This window comes from Candidatus Limousia pullorum, assembly GCF_057405065.1.
The window spans coordinates 204,769-223,041 of the sequence record NZ_CM171614.1 but is presented as its reverse complement, the minus strand read 5'-3'; the positions used below and the strand labels follow the sequence as shown (position 1 = coordinate 223,041).

The window sequence follows — 18,273 nt, the reverse complement described above, 5'->3', positions numbered from 1 at the left end:
GTGCGAAAAATGAAGTTACATGAACTTTCACCTGTTGAAGGCTCAAAGAAGGACGCCAAGAGAATTGGTAGAGGTCACGGTTCAGGCTGGGGCAAAACTTCCGGTAAGGGTCATAAAGGTCAGAAGGCAAGAGCAGGCAGAGGTATGCGTGTTGGCTTTGAAGGCGGCCAGATGCCTTTGCAGAGACGTATTCCTAAGAGAGGTTTCAACAACATCTTCGCTAAGGAAATCGTTTCTATCAACGTAGGTTCTCTCAACAGATTTGAAGACGGCGCAGTTGTAGATGCAGCAGCACTTGTTGAAGCAGGTCTTGTTAAGAATTATTTTGACGGTATTAAAATTCTGGGCAACGGTGAGCTTAAGAAGAACATCACTGTTAAAGTAGATGCATATTCAGAGTCCGCTAAGGCTAAAATCGAGGCTGCAGGCGGAAAGGCTGAGGTGATTTAATTGTTTAAGACAATTAGAAACGCCTGGGCTATCCCAGATCTCAGAAGAAAGTTACTTTTCACTTTAATGATTATAATCGTATTCAGAATTGGTTCCGTTATCCCGGTTCCATTTCTGGATATGGCTGCACTGAGAGAGGTTATGAACGCTAACGGCGTTGAAACCGGCAACTCAATGCTTGCTTATCTTAATACTCTTTCCGGTGGCGCTTTTTCCAACGCAACACTGTTTGCAATGGGCGTTTCACCATATATCAACAGCTCCATCATTATGCAGCTTTTGACAATTGCTATTCCTCCTCTTGAGAGAATGGCAAAAGAAGGAGAAACTGGAAGAAAGAAAATTGCTACAATAACTCGTTATGTAACTGTTGCGCTGGGACTTATTCAGGGTACTGCATATTTCTTCTATCTGCGCAACCAGAACATAACAGTTTACAACGAAGGCTTCAGCCTTTGGTTCTCAGCAATCGTTATCATCCTCGCATTTACAGCAGGTACTGCTCTTATGATGTGGATGGGTGAGCAGATCAATAAAAACGGTATCGGAAACGGTATTTCAATTCTCCTTTTTGCAGGTATCGTTGCTCGTCTGCCTTGGACAATCAATGTTTTGGCACAGTACTTCTCATTGGGATTTTCCGGCAGCGCTCAGTATTTTATTCTTGTACCATTCTGGGTTATTCTCTTCCTTGCAGTTATTTGGATTATCACATTCATGCAGGATTCCGAGAGAAGAATCCCGATTCAGTACGCAAAGAGAGTTGTTGGCAGAAAGATGTACGGCGGTCAGTCCAGCCACCTTCCAATCAAGGTTGCTTTGGGCGGTGTTATGCCGGTTATCTTTGCTAGCTCCATTCTCTCAATTCCAAGTACAATTGAAATGTTTTGGCAGCCAACAGGCATCTGGGCAGGCTTCTTTGCAGCATTCAGAGCTGACGGCTGGGCATATGCATTACTTTATTTCTTACTCATTTTGATGTTTGCATACTTCTACACCTCAATTCAGTACAATCCGGTAGAAATGGCAAACAACTTGAAGCAGAACAACGGCACAATCCCGGGTATCAGACCTGGTACTCCTACTGCGGAGTTCATAAGAAAGATTCTTTCCAGAATCACACTTATCGGTGCTTTGTTCCTTGCATTCATAGCTTTGGTTCCAATTATTTATTCGTCAGTGACAGGTTTGAGAGGCCTCACAATGGGTGGTACATCCGTTATCATCATGGTTGGTGTCGCTCTTGAAACAGTAAAACAACTGGAATCTCAGATGATGATGCGTCATTATAAGGGATTCCTGGACTAATACTTTTTACCTTAGGAGGAGAATTCACATGAACATCATTTTGTTGGGAGCTCCCGGTGCAGGTAAGGGCACTCAGGCAGCTGTTATTTGCGAAAAGTTGAATATTCCTACAATTTCAACAGGAAACATCATCAGAGAAGCGCTGAAAAACGGCACTGAAATGGGATTGAAGGCAAAGTCCTACATGGACGCAGGAAAGCTGGTTCCGGATGAGGTAGTAATCGGCATAGTTAAGGAAAGACTTGCACAGGACGACTGCGCAAACGGTTTTATCCTTGACGGTTTCCCAAGAACAATTCCACAGGCCGAGGCTCTGGACGCAATGGGCGTTGTTATCGACAAGGTTATCGACATCGAGGTAGCCGACGAGGTAATAGTGAACAGATTGTCCGGACGCCGTGTTTGCGAGAAGTGCGGAAGACCTTATCACCTTGAGAGCTTGAAGCCAAAGGCTGAGGGAATCTGCGACGACTGCGGAGGCACCCTTGTTCAGCGTAAGGATGACAGCATTGAGACCGTAAAGGCTCGTCTTGATATCTATCACAACGAGACAGAGCCGCTCAAAGACTACTATGCAAAGCAGAACAAGCTTGTTGTAGTTGAAGGACAGGACACTGTAGAAGATACTTCTAAGTTGGTTCTTGCAGAAGTAGAGGCGTAAAGTATGATTGTGTTGAAAACCGCTCGTGAACTTTCTCTTATGAGAGAGGCGTGCAAAATATCTGCACGGGCATTAAAAATTGCCGGCGAAGCTGTTCAACCGGGAGTTTCGACTCTTGAAATCGATACTTTAGTTCGCAAGTACATCGAGAAACAGGGAGCCGTTCCCTCGTTTCTCGGGTACGGCGGATTTCCGAACAGTGCTTGTATATCGGTAAATGACACGGTTATCCATGGCATACCAAGCAAGAAACGCATTCTCAAAGAGGGCGACATTGTAAGCGTTGACGTGGGAGCTTATATAGGCGGATACCACGGAGATAACGCATGGACATTCCCATGCGGAAAGATAAGCGATGAAGCGCAGGCGCTGCTTGACGCAACGAGAGAAAGCCTTTTTAAAGGAATCGAAAAGGCTCAGCCGGGAAACAGAATCGGAGACATCGGCTCAGCGGTTCAGCAGTATGTCGAAGAGCGCAGTTACTCGGTGGTACGTGACTTTGTCGGCCACGGAGTAGGTGCGAAGTTACACGAAGAACCATCTGTACCAAATTTCGGTACACCGGGAAGAGGCCCGAGGCTTTTGCCCGGCATGACAATCGCAATAGAACCTATGATAAACATGGGAAGCTACCGTGTAAAGGTTCTTGAAGACGAGTGGACCACGGTTACAGTGGACGGAAGCTTGTCCGCTCATTTTGAGCATACAATAGCAATAACTCCGGACGGTCCAAAGATATTAACACTTCCGGATTAAGGATTGGGAATAATCTTATGGATATAGTCAAGGGAAGAATCGTAAAAGCCAAGGCAGGCAGAGATAAAGACAAATTCTTTGTGGTTGTGGATATATACAAAAGTACAGCGTATATATGCGACGGAAAGACCAGAAGAATAGAAAAGCCTAAACGCAAAAATGTTCTGCATCTTGCGCCTACCGCAGAAATGGCAGACGAATTTAACAGCAACCGAAAGATTCGGGAAATCCTCAAAAATTACAGAGGCGATTGATTTTAATAATCCGTTAGGAGGTTACAGTTGTGTCGAAGCAAGACGTTATCGAAATAGAGGGTACAGTAAAAGAAGCTCTCCCAAACGCACAGTTTAAGGTAGAGCTGCCAAATGGTCATGTTATTCTTGCCGTTATTTCAGGCAAGCTGAGAATGAACTTCATCAGAATTCTTCCGGGCGATAAGGTAACAGTTGAGATGTCACCATATGACCTTACAATAGGCAGAATTACATGGCGCTCAAAGTAATTGCAAAGCATATACGCTTTATTAAATAAATTGATTGACTATTAAGAAAGGAATGATTATAAATGAAAGTCAGACCTTCAGTAAAGAAAATTTGCGATAAGTGCAAGGTTATCAAGAGACACGGAAAAATCATGGTAATCTGCGAGAACCCAAAGCATAAGCAGCGTCAGGGTTAATCATAAGTAAATTAAACTATATTTTGAAATAATTATGGAGGTGCAACTATGGCTCGTATAGCAGGTGTTGATTTACCGAGAGATAAAAGAGTTGAAATTGGTTTGACATACATCTACGGTATCGGACGTAAAACTGCAAGCGACATTCTTGCTGCAACAGGTGTTAATCCTGACACTCGTGTCAGAGATCTTTCAGAAGACGATGTATCAAAGCTGAGAGAATATATCGATCATAACTGCCGTGTTGAAGGTGATCTTCGCCGTGACATAGCTTTTGATATTAAAAGACTTATTGAAATTGGTTGTTACCGTGGCGTTCGCCACAGAAAGGGTCTCCCGGTAAGAGGTCAGCGTTCAAAGACTAACGCTCGTACTCGTAAGGGTCCCCGTAAGACTATGGCAAACAAGAAGAAATAAGTAAAGGAGGACAAAGCTTATGGCAGCACCAAAAGCCGGAAAGAAGGCAACCGTGCGTCGTCGCCGTGAACGTAAAAATATCGAAAAAGGCGCAGCACATATTCAGTCAACATTTAACAATACAATCGTTACTATATCCGATACACAGGGTAATGCAATCTCCTGGGCAAGTGCCGGAGAGCTTGGCTTCAGAGGTTCAAGAAAGTCAACTCCTTTTGCTGCTCAGTCAGCAGCTGAGACAGCTGCAAAGGCAGCTATGGAGCATGGCCTCAAGTCAGTTGAAGTATACGTAAAAGGCCCTGGTCAGGGAAGAGAAGCAGCTATCAGAGCTCTTCAGTCCGCAGGTCTCGAAGTTAGCATGATTAAGGATGTTACTCCGATTCCTCACAACGGATGCCGTCCTCCAAAGAGAAGACGTGTATAACCGTAATATTACAGGAGGTGTCCCATTATGGCAAGATATACAGGAGCTGTGTGCAGACAGTGCCGCAGAGAGGGTCAGAAGCTTTTCTTGAAGGGCGACCGCTGCTACACAGATAAGTGCGCATTATCCCGCAGAGCTTACGCACCAGGACAGCACGGTCAGGGTCGTAAGAAGAGTTCCGAGTACGGTACTCAGCTTCGTGCAAAGCAGATGACAAGACGTTACTATGGCGTTTTGGAGAGCCAGTTCAGAAAGTACTATGAGTTGGCAGAGAAAAAAGAAGGTAAGACAGGTGAGGCATTGCTGGCAATCCTCGAGAGCCGTCTCGACAGTGTTGTATACAAACTCGGCTGGGCTTCTTCACACGCAGAGGCAAGACAGCTTGTTTCTCACGGTCATTTCACAGTAAACGGCAAGAAGGTTGATATTCCATCATACCTTACAAAGCCGGGCGATGTTATTACAATCGCTGAGAAGAGCAGAAGCAGCGCAAAGTTTAAAGCTCTTCTCGAGGCAAATGCAACAAAGCCTGTTCCAAAGTATCTTGAAGTAAACAACGATGCTTTCGAGGGCAAGGTAGTTTCCGTTGCAAAGCGTGAAGAAATTGATTTACCGGTTGATGAAACACTTATCGTTGAGTTGTACTCCAAGTAATCCCCAAAAAACGCAGGCAGGTTACAAACTCAGCGGCTTAAATGCCGCCTAACGTCAAGGAGGATTCGCTAATGATAGAGATTGAAAAGCCAAGAATAGAAACCGAAGAGTTATCAAGCGACGGCAAGTACGGTAAATTTGTTGTAGAGCCTCTCGAAAGAGGATTTGGCAACACATTGGGCAACAGTTTGAGACGTGTGCTCCTTTCATCCTTGGAAGGAGTTGCGGTTACATCCATCAAGATTGATGGTGTGCTTCACGAGTTTTCCACAATCCCGGGAGTAAAAGAAGACGTTACCGAGATCGTTCTCAACATGAAAAGACTTGTTGCAAAGCTTCACACCAATGATCCGAAAGTTGTGGAAATTTTTGCCGAGGGTCCTTGCGAAGTAACTGCAAGCACAATTAAGTGCGACAGCGAGGTTGAAATCCTCACACCGGATCTTCATATCGCTACACTGGGCGAAGGTGCAAAGCTTCATATGGAGATAACACTGGACAAAGGCAGGGGTTATGTTCCGGCAGAGCGCAATAAGCTCATCGACGGAAACAACGTAATCGGCGTTTTGCCGGTTGACTCCATATATACGCCTGTAGAAAAGGTAAACTACACAGTTGAAAATACCCGTGTAGGTCAGATTACCGACTACGACAAGCTTACTATGTATGTTTGGACAAACGGCGTGCTGAACGCACAGGAGGCTGTTTCATTGGCAGCCAAGGTTCTCACAGAGCACCTCAATCTGTTTGTTGACCTTTCAGATAAGGCAAGCAGCGCAGAGGTTATGGTAGAGAAAGACGACAAGGGCAAGGAGAAGGTTCTTGAGATGACTATCGAAGAGCTCGACCTTTCCGTTCGTTCCTTCAACTGCCTCAAGAGAGCCGGAATTAACACAGTGGAGGATCTCATCGGTAAATCCGAAGAGGATATGATGAAGGTTCGTAACCTCGGACGCAAGTCTCTCGAAGAGGTTATGTATAAGCTCAACAGCCTGGGCTTCAGTCTTCAGAAAGAGGACGAATAATTTGACAGCCCGTTTTTAATATCAATCCATATTGAAAAGGAGTGAATACAAATGCCAGGAACAAGAAAGCTGGGAAGAGCATCTGCTCACAGAATCGCTATGCTGAGAGCAATGGTTACCTTCCTTTTTGAAAAAGGCAAGATTGAAACAACAGTTACTCGTGCCAAAGAAGTATCAGCAATGGCAGAGAAAATGATAACAATAGCAAAAACAAACAGTCTTCACAATAAGCGTCTTGTAATGTCTTTCGTAACAAAAGAGGACGTTGCAAAGAGTCTTTTCGATACAATCGCACCTAAGTACATGGACAGAAACGGTGGTTACACACGTATCACTAAGATCGGACCACGTCGTGGCGATGCTGCTGAAATGGCAATTATCGAACTTATCTGATTTGTCTGATTGTATATGATTTTACATTTGGGAGCGGACATATATCCGCTCCCATTTTAAAATATTTCAAATTAGAATTTATATACCCGCCCGTGGCGCAGCCGGATAACGCAGCAGATTCCGATTCTGAAGAACGGGGGTTCGAATCCCTCCGGGCGGGCCATTTATTTTATTTCCGCCTTGCTGAACTTTGTTTTAGAAATCAACGACATTTCAAGGCGGGCGGGACCTTTTCTCTAAAGCTTTGGAATGGCTTTCTCACAGTAGGATTTATCTATTGTGAAGTTATGAGAATTGTAAAGGAACTACATTAACTTTTGTTGTGTTATGTCGTTAAATAAAAATAGAAGCTCTCCCGTAGGAGTGGATTGTATATCTACATGGTCGCAATAAGAATTATGTTAAATAATAGTCATTCAATATCGAATAATAAAACCCCCATTGTTATAGATTTCGTAACAATGGGGGTTTTGATTTTGTATTAAAATTTACTGATTTTCATTTACAAGGACTACTGAAACTCTTATGTTGTTTTCTGCTTCGTCAATATCATAGATTGAATTGTCGTCTATTGGAATATGTATTTCGTAGATATCTGATGTGCTGAGAGTTTCTCCGTCAAATACGAAGCTCCAGTTTTCATCGTTTACCTTTTTAAAGTTTCCATCGGAAGAGTAGGCGTAAAGGGTATATCCCTCGCCTGTGCCCTCAAGGCCGTTTCCTCTGAAAGCTACTGTTGTAGTGGTGTGAACATTTTCAACAGAGGCTGTGAAAACATAGGAAGCGGCGTCGCCGTGGATTCCGGCTTTCAGCTTTTCTTCATCTGTTAAAATGCTTCTTTCGGCAGAGTCCAAATCAACCTCTCTGTAAGGTATTTCCGGAAGATATACAAATCTATCCTGCAATCTTAAAAGCTCCATACAGCCTGTTGGACAGTAAAGTGTGTTTCCGTCACCGCCTGTGAACATTCCGATAGCCATATTGTTATAGCCGCTGAGGCCGGAAACATCCTTTGTATATACTGTTTTTCCGGTTTCAAAATCAAGGATAATATAACGCCACATCTTTGTTTCCGGGTCTTGGTCGTAGCCGTAAAGATATCCGGTGGCGGTTGAAAGCTTGAAAATGGATGTTGAGCTTATATCGTTTCTGCTCCAAATGGTTTTCATTTCCTTGCCGTTTTCGGTTTCAATCAGGTCAACTCTTTCAATTCCCGGCATTATGTAATCATTGCCGTTTTGCATCCAGTTTACATCGTAAATATTTTCAAAGGATTGGATTGAGGAGTCGCTGTCATCTTTTGCTAAGTCTGCGCTTCCTGCGCCGAACCAGTTGCAGACAATAGTGCTTACAGCCTCTTCGCCGTCGTAAACGATTATAGAGTTTTCAACGGAAACCTGCTGACCCTCTGCCAAATCGTCGAGAACCGGAGCGCTTGCAGCCAATTTACCGGTTTTAATATCCAGGGCAATAAGATTTACAGGGTCAAGGTTGTCGGTAAACAGCACATAATCCTGTGTAAGTGTCGGTGAAGAACCGCCGCCCCAGGAAAGACCGCCGCCTGTAGTTGTGCTGCCTGCCTCGCTGTCGTTTGCGCCGTTGCTGCCGTATTCTGTGCGCCATACAACGTCTACACCCTCGTTGGCTTTAAGGAGATAGCAGGCCTTGTTAGTGAGTATTACACAGCCATCCTCGCAGGAGGCAATGCCGTTTTCTGCTCCCTCGCCTGGGATTGTTTCGTAAACGTATACAGATTCCTCAGGCACGCTGCTTCTTTTTCCTTCCATTAAATCTTCAATGGCTTGTGCTTCTATATATCCTAAATATCCAACCTGTTCACGATCTGGATAAATGCGGAAACCACCTGTTACAAACCAAAGATTTCCTTCATAGTCGTATGTAACAGCTAAAAGGTTTTGTTCGGTTTGTCTGTCGATAACTGCTTCAACTAATTTCTTAATATCAATATCTGCAATCTTTTCAAAGGTTTCCAAAATATTTCCGTCTTCGTCCATTGTTTTTAATATCAAAACATGGTTGTGTGAGGTTGGGCAGACAATGTTGTTTTGAGAGTCCACAAAGGAATAAGAGGACTGAATGGAATAGCTTCCGTTGTCATCCTTCGATGGGATGAAAGAACCGATTGTTGTTATAACGTCAGCGTTTAAATCTCTTATGGTAATTCCACCCAAAAGCGGTGAAATAGCGTTGCCGTATTCATCGTAGAATATGGCAGGAGGAGCTTGTATACCCACTGTTTCAAGGGAAGCGTTAACCTCCGTGTAAATACCCAAAGGCAAAATGGCGTCGGTGGAGTCTGAATTGTAGCCGTCGTTGTGGATATTTGACTCAGATTTCGCCAAATAGGGATTTTGTTTGACAGATTTCGCAGCCAGGGGTTTAGGAGACAGAGAGAAAGAACTGTCACTGTAGTCAATTTTTCCCGTATCCTGACTTTGGCATCCGGAAGCAAAAATCACCATTGCGGCTAAAAGCACTGCAAAGATTTTTTTCATATTTACCTCCTAAATAAAAAACATAAGTTATTAAATATAAACTTGTAATATGATTATATATAAATATAAATATGGTGTCAATAAAAGGAAAGTAATTTTTTCCAAGTCGCCCATAAGAGGACAAAAGATTTATATATTTAATAAAAGACAGAAAAGTCATTGCTTTAAGCAGTGATAAACGAAAAAAATTATTTTTTTTGCAAAATTCTTAAAAAGACTTTACTTTACCGTGATAATGTGATAGAATACAAAAAAGTCACCGGATTAAAATCCGGAATAAATTATTCGGAGGAATTTATTTTGAAAAAGATACTTGCAATGCTTATGGCAATTCTCATGTTCGGTACAGTTGCAGCAGGCTGCGGCGGTAATGACGCAACAGAGAACAATTCAACAGACGGTTCAACATCAGAGGTTGGCGGCGCAGACGAGTCATGGACAAAGGTAGAGTCCGCCGGCAAATTGGTTTTGGGTCTTGACGACAGCTTCCCTCCAATGGGATATAAGGACCCTGAAACAGGCGAAATCGTAGGCTTTGACGTTGACCTTGCAAAAGAAGTTTGCTCAAGACTTGGTATCGAGCTTGTGCTCCAGCCAATCGTATGGGAAACAAAGGAAACAGAGCTTAACGGCGGAAACATCGACTGCATCTGGAACGGCTTTACCGCAACACCTGAGCGTGAAGAGGCAATGCTTCTTTCAGCCCCTTATATGCAGAATACTCAGGTAGTTATGGTTGCTGAGGGTTCAGACTTTACTGACCTTGCTTCCCTTGCAGGAAAGACAGTCGCTGTTCAGTCCGGTTCTTCAGGCGACAACGCTCTCAATGCGGATGAAAACGCAGACTTCAAAAACTCCCTTGGAAACATCATCAAGATTCAGGATTACCTCAGCGCAATCACAGAGCTTGAAAACGGTACAGTAGACGGCATCGTTTTGGACGAAAAGGTTGCCACAAACTACATAAACATGAAGCCTGGCAAGTACAGAATACTTGAGCAGGACGGCAAAGAGATTACACTTTCTGAGGAAGAATATGTTATCGCATTCAGAAAGGGCGATCAGGCTTTGATGGAGAAGATTATGGACACTCTTAAAGAGATGAAAGAGGACGGCAAGTTGGCAGAAATCTCCACAAAGTGGTTTGAAGAGGACGTTACAACAATCTGATTTTAACGAAACAAAAGAAAAAATTAAGGGTGGGCTTTGCCTGCCCTTAAGTTTGTTTTGGTTTAATAACTTAAATTTGGTATAAAACCTAATTTATGCCATAAAACAAGGATGAAATTGCAGGTATCAAAATAATAATTGCAGAATAAAAAGAAAGAATTTTGAGAGGTGTTCTTGTGAACTATAGTATTTTACTTTCCGAGATGCTGGAGGGTACATTAAATTCCCTTGCGCTTTTCGGACTTACATTGTTGTTTTCTCTGCCTTTGGGACTTATACTTTGTGTGGGCAGACGTTCAAAATTTAAAATTATAAATATTCCGGTAAAGTTTTACTTACTTCTGCTGAGAGGTACTCCTCTTATGCTCCAGCTTATGTTTGTTTTCTACGTTGTAAATCCCCTGTTGCCTTTCAGAATCGACAGATTCCCGGCGGCGGTTGTGGCTTTTGTTTTAAACTATGCGGCATATTTTGCAGAGATTTACAGAGGCGGAATGGAGAGTATTCCGGTTGGACAGTACGAAGCCGCAAATGTTTTGGGCTTTAGCAAAAAGCAGACATTCTTTAAAATTATTCTTCCTCAGGTAATAAAGAGAATTTTGCCTCCTATGGGCAATGAGTTTATAACCCTTGTAAAGGATACCTCCCTTGCAAAGGTAATTTCAGTTGTAGAGCTTATGAAGGTTACATCAGACTGGGCAAACTCTGCGGCAAACTTTGTTCCGTTTATCATCGCCGCTATTTTCTACCTTGTTATGAACGGCGTTGTTTCCAAGTGCTTCAGCATTGCGGAAAAGAAACTCAGCTATTACAGATAATGGAGGTATACCGATATGAAAATGCTGGAAGCAAAAAATATAGAGAAATCCTTCGATAAACTTGAAGTTTTAAAAAATATATCATTTGATGTAAATAAGGGCGAAGTCCTTGCAATCATCGGCCCGTCAGGTTCCGGAAAAAGTACATTGCTAAGGTGTATCACCCAGCTTGAAACAATCGACAAGGGTGAAATTGTAATCTGCGGCGACACTTTGGTAAAGACTGTTGACGGCAAGGCGGTTTACGCCAGCAAGGAAGACAGACACAAGATAAACATGCATTACGGACTTGTTTTCCAGAACTTCAACCTTTTCCCCCATATGAGCGTTATGAAGAATATAACAGCCGCTCCTATAAATGTTTTGGGAAAATCAAAGGAAGAAGCGGAAGCAACAGCAAAAAGTCTTTTGAAGAAAATGGGACTTGCAGACAGAGGGGATTATTATCCCTATCAGCTTTCAGGCGGTCAGCAGCAGAGAGTTTCCATTGCCCGTGCAATGGCTTTAAATCCTGAACTTTTGCTTTTTGACGAGCCTACATCAGCTCTCGACCCTGAGCTTACAGGTGAAATTTTAAAGGTTATCCGCAGTCTTGCAGAAGAAAAAATGACAATGATAGTTGTAACCCATGAAATGGCATTTGCAAAGAATGTTGCCGACAGGGTAATATTTATGGCAGACGGCGTAATTGTTGAAAGCGGAACACCTCAGGAAGTTTTTGAAAACACAAAGAACCCGAGAACATTGGAGTTCCTGGCCAAATATAATGAGGACAGGGAAGGTTAAATAAAAAAACTCTCCGCTATTGGAGAGGAAAGGAAAAAGTATGTTTACAGATAAAAAAAGACTTGTAGTAAAGGTGGGAACATCCACCCTCACATATGAAAACGGAAAGATGAATTTCAGAAGAATTGAACAGCTCTGCAAGGTTCTTTCCGATTTGCAGAATATGGGTCATGAAATTGTATTGGTTTCCTCAGGCGCTGTGGGCGTTGGAATGGGAAAACTGGGACTTCAAAAGCGCCCAACCCTTACAAAGGAGAAACAGGCTGTGGCGGCTGTCGGTCAGTGCGAGCTTATGTTTATGTATGATAAGCTTTTCGGTGAATATAACCACACAGTAGCCCAGATACTTCTTTCAAAGTATTCAATAGAAACAGACCATAAAAAGGAAAATGTTCTCAATACAATGAATACCCTTATGAGCATGGGAATTATTCCTATTGTAAACGAAAACGACACAGTAGCAATCGATGAAATTGAGGGCGCAAACTTTGGCGATAACGATATGCTTTCAGCTATTGTTTCGGTTTTAATCGACGCCGACCAGCTTATTATCCTTACAGATATCGACGGCTTGTACGATTCAAACCCAAGACTTAACCCAACAGCAAAGAAAATTTCTGTTGTAGAGAAAATCGACGAGAACATTTTAAAAATGGCAGGGGGAAGCGGTTCAAACCGTGGAACAGGCGGAATGGCTACAAAGCTTAAAGCCGCAACACTGACAACAGAAAACGGAATTGACTGCATAGTTGTAAACGGAAGCTCACCGTCAATTCTTTATTCAGTTATAGACGGAGTTGAGGTTGGAACAAAGTTCCTCGCCCAACCCGTAAGTGTACTGAACAGTAAATACCTTAATAATTATTGATTTTTTTGATTCTGCCGTGTATGGGTTAGAATGATAAAGCCTAAATTTAAAAAGAAGACAGTTTCAATATAAAACTTTTATGTAAGCCAATTTGGGATTCCAAAGGGACCACCGTCCCTTTGGCGGAAAGTTTGAAAGGCAGAGCCTTTCAAAAAAAGGAGGAAAAAAGATGACCGTTATAGAGCAGATGGGCGCAAGGGCAAAGACAGCCGCAAGGGTTCTTGCCAATGCTGGAACAGAAAAAAATAAGGCTCTTATGAGCATTGCCAAGGCTTTGAGAGAGAATTGCCAGGCTATTTTAAAGGCAAATGAAATCGACATTGAGAACGGAAAAAATGCAGGACTTACAGTTTCTCTTCTGGATAGACTCAGACTTACTGAGGAGAGAGTGGAGGGAATTGCAGTAGGCGTTGAGCAGGTTGCCGCTTTGAAAGATCCTATCGGCGATGTTTTAAGCGGAAATAAGCTTGAAAACGGCTTGGAAATAAGAAGAATAAGAGTTCCCCTGGGCGTAATCGGAATTATTTATGAAGCACGTCCAAATGTTACAGCAGACGCCGCCGCTTTGTGTCTTAAAGCAGGAAATGCAGTAATACTCCGTGGAGGCAAAGAGGCGATAAATTCAAATAAGGCTATTGCCGATATTATGCGTGAAGCTGTTGAAAAAGCAGGACTTCCTAAAGACTCAATACAGCTTATTGAGGATACATCACGAGCAAGCTCCACAGAGCTTATGGGTTTAAGCGATTATCTTGATGTTCTTATCCCAAGAGGCGGAGCAGGACTTATCAGAGCCGTTGTGGAAAATGCAAAGGTTCCTGTTATCGAAACAGGTGTGGGCAACTGCCATGTATACGTTGATGAGTATGCGGATATAGATATGGCGGCAAATATTATATTTAACGCAAAGACCTCAAGACCATCTGTGTGCAACGCAATCGAAACAATTCTTGTACACAGCGCAGTTGCAGAAAAAGCCCTGCCGGCAATAAAGGCAAGACTTGACGAGAAAAATGTGGAGCTTAGAGGTTGTCCGAAAACAGCGGAAATTCTGGGCAGCTGTGTAAAGCCTGCCACAGAAGAGGATTACTATAAGGAATTCCTTGATTATATACTTGCAGTAAAGGTTGTAGACAGCTTTGAAGAAGCGGTAGACCATATTGCAAAATACAGCAGCGGACACAGCGAATGTATAGTTACCGAGAACTACACAAGAGCCTGTGATTTCTTAAATCAGGTGGATGCGGCTGCGGTTTATGTAAACGCTTCAACAAGATTTACCGACGGAGGACAGTTCGGCTTGGGCGCAGAAATAGGAATTTCCACCCAGAAGCTTCACGCCCGTGGCCCTATGGGACTTAACGAGCTTACAAGCTCAAAGTTTATAATCCTCGGAAACGGACAAATCAGATAATTCCTGAAGGACGCTGTCCTTCAGACTACCAGCCAAAGGGACGGTGGTCCCTTTGGAATCCCGGAACAGCTCACGGAAGAGTGGATATGAATTGGTTACGGAAATCATTTATATCAAAAGGTACATTAAGGCGAGGAGCAGTCCGGTATCAGCGTTATCTGACGAAAGCAGAAGAATAAGTATAAGTATCAGACTTTTCTCTTTATCGTGAAAACAGGCGTCGAGAACTTCACCGCCTGTTTTCGCCGCTTTTATATCATCGCCGCTGAAGCTTTCTGCAAGCTTTTGCAGGTCGATGTTTTCGGTTTCGTAATTTTGGGACTGTTGATTTTTATTGCCGTTTTGTCCGCCGGAAAAGGTCTGCGCTTCGTTATGAACTGCATGATGAGCGTCAGTCTGAGGGGGAGGAAAACTTCCCCTGTTGTCGTTTCTGTTTTGGCGTTTTGAGTTATTTTCCTGAGAGGATGCGTTTTGCTGCATCTCTTTGACCCTCCTCATTGCTTCCTGTCTTAAATTGTCAAATCCTGCCATGAAAAATCACACTCACAATATGCCCTTAGATTTTATCAGGGGAAGTATTTTTAAAAGCCTGAGCATCTTCTTGGCTTCATCCAGCTTTTTCTGTTTTGCGCTTCCCAGAAAGGGGCGCAGAGCCTCCAAAAGACGTGTAGTGTCGTCCTCTGTGTTTAAAGAGGATAAAAGGGGCATAAGCTTTGCAACGGATGTTAAAGCTTCGCCGCCGAAAGAAGAATGGCTTTTGGCAAGACCGGATTGATGATTTTGATTGCCGGAATTGTTGTTCATTCCTCCCAAAAGGGACAGAAGCTGGGGATTGTTCATCAGTCCGGACAAAAGGTCTTGATTTATCTGAGGGAAAGAACCGCCTTGATTGTTGTTTTCCGAATGATTTTGACTACGGTTATTTCCTGAATTGTTATTGGGAATATCAAGACCTAACTGTTTTCCCATGGATTCAAGCTGACTCATTGCCTGAGGGTCGGACATGATTTTCCCTATCAGCTCCTGAATATCATCCATTTGAGTTACCCCTCAGTTTTTTCAGCAGGCTTTGAGCCTGGGGACTGTTCATAATTTTTTCCATTTCTTTTGGATTGTTCAATATCTCTTTAACTTTTTGAGCGTTTTGCGGGTCGAGATTTTTTAAAATTTCGTTGGGCGAGCCTTGCTGCGCCATGTTTTTTACCTGCTCGGCGGAAATATTCTGACCTGCCGAATTGTTTTTTAACAGAGCGTTCAAAAGATTAAAAAGTTTATCATTATTAGCCATATAAACACCTCGATACATATTATGCGGAAAAAGTAAAACTATGATAGGAGTTTTTAATATGAGAATACTTGTTGTTTCGGACACACACGGAGATTTCAGAACATTGAGAAAGGTTGTAGACGCTCACCAGGAGGCTGATATAATAGTCCACTGCGGTGACGGAGTAAGGGATATAGACAGAATACAGGATATTTATCCCGAAAAGAAAATAATAAACGTAAGGGGCAACTGCGACCTTGGAGAAAACCAGGTTTCCCTGATTGAAATTTTTATGGTACAGGGCAAAAAGATTATGGTAACCCACGGTCACCTTTTTGAGGTAAAATACGGACTCAACAGAATTATATACGAAGCAAAGGAAACCAACTGTGACGTTGTACTGTTCGGACACACACATAATGCAGTCGCTGATTACGACGAGGGACTTTTTATTCTTAATCCAGGCAGCTGTAACGGATACAACGCAAGCTTCGGCTATGTGGATATTACAAAGGACGGAATTGTGACAAACATCCTCAAAGCCTCAACCTGTGACAGCTTTTAAGTATTTACAATAAGTTGACATGTATTTTTAAATCATATATAATTTTATGTTGTGATATAAATTATTTTTTTTCGGAGGACACAATGGAGAGCGGTCTTTTTTTAAACAATGAAAACGCAAAAAAAAGAATAGACGCTCTATTTCAAAGCGGAAGAATTCCTCACGGAATATTGCTCCGTGGCGGAGATGAAGAGCTTAGAAAGGACTGCGCCAAATACATGGCGATGAAATTTCAGTGCATTTCCCAAAACCCTCCCTGCGGCAAGTGCGGACAATGCGTTAAGGTTATGTCCGACTGTCACAGCGACGTAATAACCACAAAGGGAAGCGGTAAAACCGGAATTATCTCCATTGAGGAAATAAGAAGAATTTCGGCGGATTCCGTAATTAAAGCCAACGAGGGAAAATACAAGGTTTATTTTCTCTTTGATGTGGACAAGAAGCTTATGCGTGAGGGACAGAACGCCTTTTTAAAAACATTGGAAGAGCCGCCGGAAAAAGTTGTGTTTATAATGACCTGTGAAAGCGAAAAAGCCCTTTTGGACACAATAAGGAGCAGAGTTACCCTTTTGTCCCTTGACAGCAAAGAGCAGGTTTCAGGGGAAATTTTGGAAACCGCAGAAAATATTGTGCTGTCTATTTTGGAAAACAGGGAATTTCCTCTCATGAAATCCCTTGCCCCTATAATGGGCGACAGGGCAAAGGCTAAAGAAATTCTTTTGCAGGTAAAGGAAATTTTGAGAAAAAGTTTATCCCAGTGCTTTATGGTGGAAACAGGCTCACAGACCGCAGAAAAAGCATCGTTAAAGCTGAATAAACTTAAGATATTAAAACTTATGGAGGCGACGGACAACGCCTTAATGTATATCGACCAAAACGGCGATATGAATTTACTTTCCGCTTGTCTTTGCGGAAAATACAGGAGGATTGCATGGCAGAAGTAATAGGAGTTAGATTTAAAGAGGCGGGCAAGGTTTATTACTTTGACCCGGATAACAATAAATTGAATATAAACGACATGGTAATTGTTGAAACCTCAAGAGGTGTTGAGTGCGGTCAGGTGGCTTTTGCAAACAGAGAAGCCGATGACGAGGAGATTGTGCATCCTCTTAAAAAGCTTATAAGAATTGCAACTGCTGAGGATTTACAGCACTTAGAGGAAAACAAAAGAAAAGAAAAAGAAGCTTTTACCATATGTGAAAATAAAATTGCGCAGCACAAGCTGGAAATGAAGCTTATCGACGTTGAATACACCTTTGACAACAGCAAGGTTCTGTTTTATTTTACCGCAGACGGCAGAATAGACTTCCGTGCTTTGGTAAAGGATTTGGCGGCTGTGTTCAGAACCAGAATAGAGCTTCGCCAGATAGGCGTCCGTGACGAGTCAAAAATGCTGGGCGGCTTGGGAATTTGCGGCAGACCTTTCTGCTGTCACACTTTCCTTGGAGAATTTCAGCCTGTTTCAATTAAAATGGCAAAGGAACAGGGGCTGTCACTTTCTCCGTCTAAGATTTCCGGAACCTGCGGCAGACTTATGTGCTGTCTTAAATACGAGCAGGAAGCCTATACCGATATGCTGAAAAAGACACCGAAAATCGGCGCTATTGTTGAAACTCCAAACGGAAAAGGTCTTGTGGTTGAGTCAAACCTCCTTACAGGCACATTGAAAGTAAAGCTTGACAACACACCGGAAGCAGCTCCCCCACATACTTTTAAAGTTAAAGAAGTAAAAATTATAAAGAACGGCTATATAAAGGTTGATAAGAAAGAGCTTGAAGAGCTTAAGGACCTTGAGGAATAAGAAATAATGAAAAAATCATTGATTTTTTTTCTGAATATGGTATAATGTGCTTAATAATAAAAGGAGGTGTATTTGAATGGCATACGCAATTTCTGATGAATGCATCGCTTGTGGCGCTTGTGCAGATGAGTGTCCTGTAAGTGCTATTTCTGAGGGTGACGGCAAGTACGAGATCGACGCTGATACATGTATCGAGTGCGGCGCTTGCGCAGATGTATGTCCTGTTTCTGCACCAGCACAGGCATAAGTTGTTTTTAATGAAAACGGCGAGGTTTTTATGCCTTGCCGTTTTTTGTTTGTGC

Annotated in this window: 25 protein-coding genes and 1 tRNA gene; 22 read left to right on the top strand and 4 right to left on the bottom strand. The window is 42.7% G+C overall.

What is annotated here, in order from left to right:
• The first annotated feature begins 9 nt into the window (after window positions 1-9).
• The 13 genes from rplO to CGICJO_RS00945 all read left to right on the top strand — a co-directional run bounded on the left by rplO (window position 10) and on the right by CGICJO_RS00945 (window position 6,929).
• Window positions 10-450, top strand: a complete 441-nt coding sequence (gene rplO, locus CGICJO_RS01005; RefSeq protein WP_087377497.1) for a 50S ribosomal protein L15 — start codon at window positions 10-12, stop codon at window positions 448-450.
• Window positions 451-1,758: a preprotein translocase subunit SecY gene (gene secY / locus CGICJO_RS01000; RefSeq protein ID WP_087377499.1), complete on the top strand. Its 1,308-nt coding sequence runs from the start codon at window positions 451-453 to the stop codon at window positions 1,756-1,758.
• A gap of 28 nt (window positions 1,759-1,786) precedes the next feature.
• The gene (locus CGICJO_RS00995) at window positions 1,787-2,419 is read left to right on the top strand and encodes an adenylate kinase (RefSeq protein ID WP_087377501.1); all 633 of its coding nucleotides are present in this window, start codon (window positions 1,787-1,789) and stop codon (window positions 2,417-2,419) included.
• A 3-nt stretch (window positions 2,420-2,422) separates the two neighbouring features.
• Complete coding sequence (map, locus tag CGICJO_RS00990; RefSeq protein ID WP_087377503.1) at window positions 2,423-3,175, top strand: type I methionyl aminopeptidase; 753 nt, start codon at window positions 2,423-2,425, stop codon at window positions 3,173-3,175.
• Window positions 3,176-3,192: 17 nt separating this feature from the next.
• Window positions 3,193-3,429, top strand: a complete 237-nt coding sequence (locus tag CGICJO_RS00985; RefSeq protein ID WP_486499313.1) for a KOW domain-containing RNA-binding protein — start codon at window positions 3,193-3,195, stop codon at window positions 3,427-3,429.
• A 29-nt stretch (window positions 3,430-3,458) separates the two neighbouring features.
• Window positions 3,459-3,677: a translation initiation factor IF-1 gene (infA, locus tag CGICJO_RS00980; RefSeq protein ID WP_087377507.1), complete on the top strand. Its 219-nt coding sequence runs from the start codon at window positions 3,459-3,461 to the stop codon at window positions 3,675-3,677.
• Between the two features lie 62 nt (window positions 3,678-3,739).
• Window positions 3,740-3,853, top strand: a complete 114-nt coding sequence (rpmJ, locus tag CGICJO_RS00975) for a 50S ribosomal protein L36 (RefSeq protein ID WP_087377509.1) — start codon at window positions 3,740-3,742, stop codon at window positions 3,851-3,853.
• A 48-nt stretch (window positions 3,854-3,901) separates the two neighbouring features.
• Entirely contained in the window at window positions 3,902-4,270 is a 369-nt protein-coding gene (gene rpsM / locus CGICJO_RS00970; RefSeq protein ID WP_087377511.1) for a 30S ribosomal protein S13, read from the top strand.
• Window positions 4,271-4,289: 19 nt separating this feature from the next.
• Window positions 4,290-4,694: a 30S ribosomal protein S11 gene (gene rpsK / locus CGICJO_RS00965; RefSeq protein WP_087377513.1), complete on the top strand. Its 405-nt coding sequence runs from the start codon at window positions 4,290-4,292 to the stop codon at window positions 4,692-4,694.
• A 27-nt stretch (window positions 4,695-4,721) separates the two neighbouring features.
• On the top strand, window positions 4,722-5,348 hold the full coding sequence (gene rpsD, locus CGICJO_RS00960) for a 30S ribosomal protein S4 (protein ID WP_087377515.1): 627 nt from the start codon (window positions 4,722-4,724) through the stop codon (window positions 5,346-5,348).
• 71 nt (window positions 5,349-5,419) lie between these two features.
• Window positions 5,420-6,373 carry a DNA-directed RNA polymerase subunit alpha gene (locus CGICJO_RS00955; protein WP_087377517.1) on the top strand — a complete coding sequence of 318 codons (954 nt, stop codon included), beginning with the start codon at window positions 5,420-5,422 and terminating at the stop codon, window positions 6,371-6,373.
• Window positions 6,374-6,424: 51 nt separating this feature from the next.
• Window positions 6,425-6,766, top strand: coding sequence for a 50S ribosomal protein L17 (gene rplQ / locus CGICJO_RS00950; protein WP_087377519.1), 342 nt, complete (start codon window positions 6,425-6,427; stop codon window positions 6,764-6,766).
• Between the two features lie 86 nt (window positions 6,767-6,852).
• Window positions 6,853-6,929 (top strand) — tRNA-Arg (locus CGICJO_RS00945).
• A gap of 325 nt (window positions 6,930-7,254) precedes the next feature.
• Here the strand turns inward: CGICJO_RS00945 and CGICJO_RS00940 are convergent.
• The gene (locus CGICJO_RS00940) at window positions 7,255-9,282 is read right to left on the bottom strand and encodes a hypothetical protein (RefSeq protein WP_486499312.1); all 2,028 of its coding nucleotides are present in this window, start codon (window positions 9,280-9,282) and stop codon (window positions 7,255-7,257) included.
• Window positions 9,283-9,582: 300 nt separating this feature from the next.
• On the opposite strand from CGICJO_RS00940, the gene CGICJO_RS00935 reads away from it, so the two are divergent.
• From CGICJO_RS00935 to CGICJO_RS00915, 5 genes are all read left to right on the top strand, one after another.
• Window positions 9,583-10,452 carry an amino acid ABC transporter substrate-binding protein gene (locus CGICJO_RS00935; RefSeq protein WP_486499311.1) on the top strand — a complete coding sequence of 290 codons (870 nt, stop codon included), beginning with the start codon at window positions 9,583-9,585 and terminating at the stop codon, window positions 10,450-10,452.
• A gap of 176 nt (window positions 10,453-10,628) precedes the next feature.
• Window positions 10,629-11,270, top strand: a complete 642-nt coding sequence (locus tag CGICJO_RS00930; RefSeq protein WP_087377524.1) for an amino acid ABC transporter permease — start codon at window positions 10,629-10,631, stop codon at window positions 11,268-11,270.
• 15 nt (window positions 11,271-11,285) lie between these two features.
• The gene (locus tag CGICJO_RS00925; RefSeq protein ID WP_087377526.1) at window positions 11,286-12,056 is read left to right on the top strand and encodes an amino acid ABC transporter ATP-binding protein; all 771 of its coding nucleotides are present in this window, start codon (window positions 11,286-11,288) and stop codon (window positions 12,054-12,056) included.
• Between the two features lie 40 nt (window positions 12,057-12,096).
• Window positions 12,097-12,924 carry a glutamate 5-kinase gene (proB, locus tag CGICJO_RS00920; RefSeq protein WP_087377528.1) on the top strand — a complete coding sequence of 276 codons (828 nt, stop codon included), beginning with the start codon at window positions 12,097-12,099 and terminating at the stop codon, window positions 12,922-12,924.
• A 169-nt stretch (window positions 12,925-13,093) separates the two neighbouring features.
• Window positions 13,094-14,338, top strand: coding sequence for a glutamate-5-semialdehyde dehydrogenase (locus CGICJO_RS00915; RefSeq protein WP_486499310.1), 1,245 nt, complete (start codon window positions 13,094-13,096; stop codon window positions 14,336-14,338).
• Between the two features lie 108 nt (window positions 14,339-14,446).
• Here the strand turns inward: CGICJO_RS00915 and CGICJO_RS00910 are convergent, their stop codons facing one another.
• The 3 genes from CGICJO_RS00910 to CGICJO_RS00900 form a co-directional block, all read right to left on the bottom strand.
• Complete coding sequence (locus CGICJO_RS00910) at window positions 14,447-14,818, bottom strand: hypothetical protein (protein ID WP_087377532.1); 372 nt, start codon at window positions 14,816-14,818, stop codon at window positions 14,447-14,449.
• A gap of 63 nt (window positions 14,819-14,881) precedes the next feature.
• The gene (locus CGICJO_RS00905; RefSeq protein WP_486499309.1) at window positions 14,882-15,376 is read right to left on the bottom strand and encodes a hypothetical protein; all 495 of its coding nucleotides are present in this window, start codon (window positions 15,374-15,376) and stop codon (window positions 14,882-14,884) included.
• On the bottom strand, window positions 15,369-15,626 hold the full coding sequence (locus CGICJO_RS00900) for a hypothetical protein (protein ID WP_486499308.1): 258 nt from the start codon (window positions 15,624-15,626) through the stop codon (window positions 15,369-15,371). The genes CGICJO_RS00905 and CGICJO_RS00900 overlap by 8 nt, the downstream gene beginning before the upstream one ends.
• Window positions 15,627-15,684: 58 nt before the next feature.
• Between CGICJO_RS00900 and CGICJO_RS00895 the strand changes: the two genes are divergently transcribed.
• The 4 genes from CGICJO_RS00895 to fdxA all read left to right on the top strand — a co-directional run bounded on the left by CGICJO_RS00895 (window position 15,685) and on the right by fdxA (window position 18,218).
• Complete coding sequence (locus CGICJO_RS00895) at window positions 15,685-16,170, top strand: metallophosphoesterase (protein ID WP_087377538.1); 486 nt, start codon at window positions 15,685-15,687, stop codon at window positions 16,168-16,170.
• Between the two features lie 83 nt (window positions 16,171-16,253).
• Entirely contained in the window at window positions 16,254-17,114 is an 861-nt protein-coding gene (locus CGICJO_RS00890; RefSeq protein ID WP_486499307.1) for a DNA polymerase III delta subunit-related protein, read from the top strand.
• Entirely contained in the window at window positions 17,102-17,971 is an 870-nt protein-coding gene (locus CGICJO_RS00885; protein ID WP_486499306.1) for a PSP1 domain-containing protein, read from the top strand. The genes CGICJO_RS00890 and CGICJO_RS00885 overlap by 13 nt, the downstream gene beginning before the upstream one ends.
• A 76-nt stretch (window positions 17,972-18,047) precedes the next feature.
• Window positions 18,048-18,218, top strand: a complete 171-nt coding sequence (gene fdxA / locus CGICJO_RS00880; RefSeq protein WP_087377544.1) for a 4Fe-4S ferredoxin — start codon at window positions 18,048-18,050, stop codon at window positions 18,216-18,218.
• Window positions 18,219-18,273 lie beyond the last annotated feature (55 nt).